General features: G+C 59.8%; 3 protein-coding genes. All 3 read right to left on the reverse strand.

The window, feature by feature from the left end; genetic code table 11:
• Positions 1 to 1,058 (reverse strand): portal protein (locus RRY12_13150; protein ID MEG2185621.1); only part of this gene is annotated, 1,058 nt, incomplete at its 3' end.
• Between the two features lies 1 nt (position 1,059).
• A complete protein-coding gene (locus RRY12_13155) occupies positions 1,060 to 1,272 on the reverse strand; it encodes a hypothetical protein (protein MEG2185622.1) in 213 nt (70 codons plus the stop codon).
• A 64-nt stretch (positions 1,273 to 1,336) separates the two neighbouring features.
• Positions 1,337 to 1,554, reverse strand: a 218-nt coding sequence (locus tag RRY12_13160) for a hypothetical protein (GenBank protein ID MEG2185623.1), incomplete at its 5' end; no start/stop codon positions are given.

Genomic DNA, 1,554 nt, shown 5'->3' on the forward strand with positions numbered 1-1,554 from the left:
TGAATCACCGCTATCTTCATATCCAGCGCCTGCACCGGCGGGTTAATATGCTCGTAAACGCTGCGAAGCCCCTGGCCCCCCGCCTGTTCGTCGAAGAAGGATATTCCGCCCGGCATCAGGTCGAGCTTGTCATAGGCCGCAGAAGGCGCGATGAGCGGCGGATCTACCGCACGGTCTACCGCCAGTGCCTCCGCCTCTTCGTACTTCATCAGCATCTTGGCGTCCGGCAGCGCGATCCATGAGGGCGAGCGAGAATAGATGCGGTTGCCCGTCTTTCCCCAGCGCGGACACATCACGGGAAATTCCTCAAAGCCGCCGATACGCAGAAAATCGTTCGGACGGCCTCCCTCCTCCCACCAAAGCGAAACGAAGGGCTTGCCGTGCCAGCCTGCGGCTTTCTTGTCCAGCTCCGTGTTGGGTTCGATCATCTGACAGACCGTCCATGACGTGTCGTAATCGCCGCGATTATAGCTGTTTCTCACCTGGTGCGAGACTTTATCCAATCCAAACTCCGAGACCATCTGATGCGTCGTCATCTTCCAGCAGCGCGCGAAGCGGTTAACGCGCCCCTTGGGGTCGTTGGCCAGCCAATACTCGCCGACGCTGTAGCAATGACAGCGGATCGCCGTCTCAAAATCGTCGAAAACGGCAAATGCCCCGTTGCCGGGGCCGGAGAGCTGGTAATAGAGGTTGGACGTCGCGTCGTAGAAGTTGCTCTTCGCGAAGATGATATACATCATATCCTCCGTGCGTTTGAGCCAGTCCTTGACGGCGGGATATTCCGTCAGCCGCTGGTCCGGCAGGTCGAGACGGAACCAGGGGCGCGAGGGCGAGGTGAGCCCCGCCTGCATCCCCGAAGCCAGCACCCGGTGCGCCTGCACCGGCACGGAGTTTAGGATCGCGTCGTCCTCCGCGTCGATCTCCTTTTCGTAATCTTCGATAAAGGCCGTCGCTTCGGGATAGATGAAGTCGCCGATGTCGCGCCATTTCCCCTCATACTTCCGCCGTTCTTTCCTGAGCCCCTCCAGCCTGGCTTTAATGCGCTTAATGTCCGGCATCTCAGCCACCCAAGAGCGTCTTCTTCTGCCCGGGCGCGTTGCCCAATGACGCGCCTCCTGAAAGCAGCGTGTCGCTTCGCGAAAGACCGGCCGCCCTTTTCTTTCTGGCGGAATCCCTGGCTCCGGTGTTGGCGTCGCCGACGCTCTTTGAGGGTTCTTCTACCGTCGGCGGCAAGGGCGCCGGGTCAGGGATTTTCGGTGAACTTGTACACATCTTTTTTCCTCCCTTCTGCAAAGGCTGTTACGATAAAACGCGACAAAACGCCCTTCACGTCATCTCACCGCCTCCTGTCCAGAGCTTTATACTTGCGGCTCTTCATATCCGTCGGCTTCCATTCGCGCCGCGCTCCGGTCATCAAACCGCCGCCGTATCCCGCGTCGCCATACGCCGCCCTCGGCTGTACGTCGGCAGCAAAAGTAACCGCCAAGGCGTCGGCCAGGTCGGGGCTCGCCAGCCCGCGCTTAGCCATCTCCTGCTTGCGCTCCAGCTGTATTT

Source organism: Cloacibacillus sp. (assembly GCA_036655895.1).
Lineage (GTDB): Bacteria > Synergistota > Synergistia > Synergistales > Synergistaceae > JAVVPF01.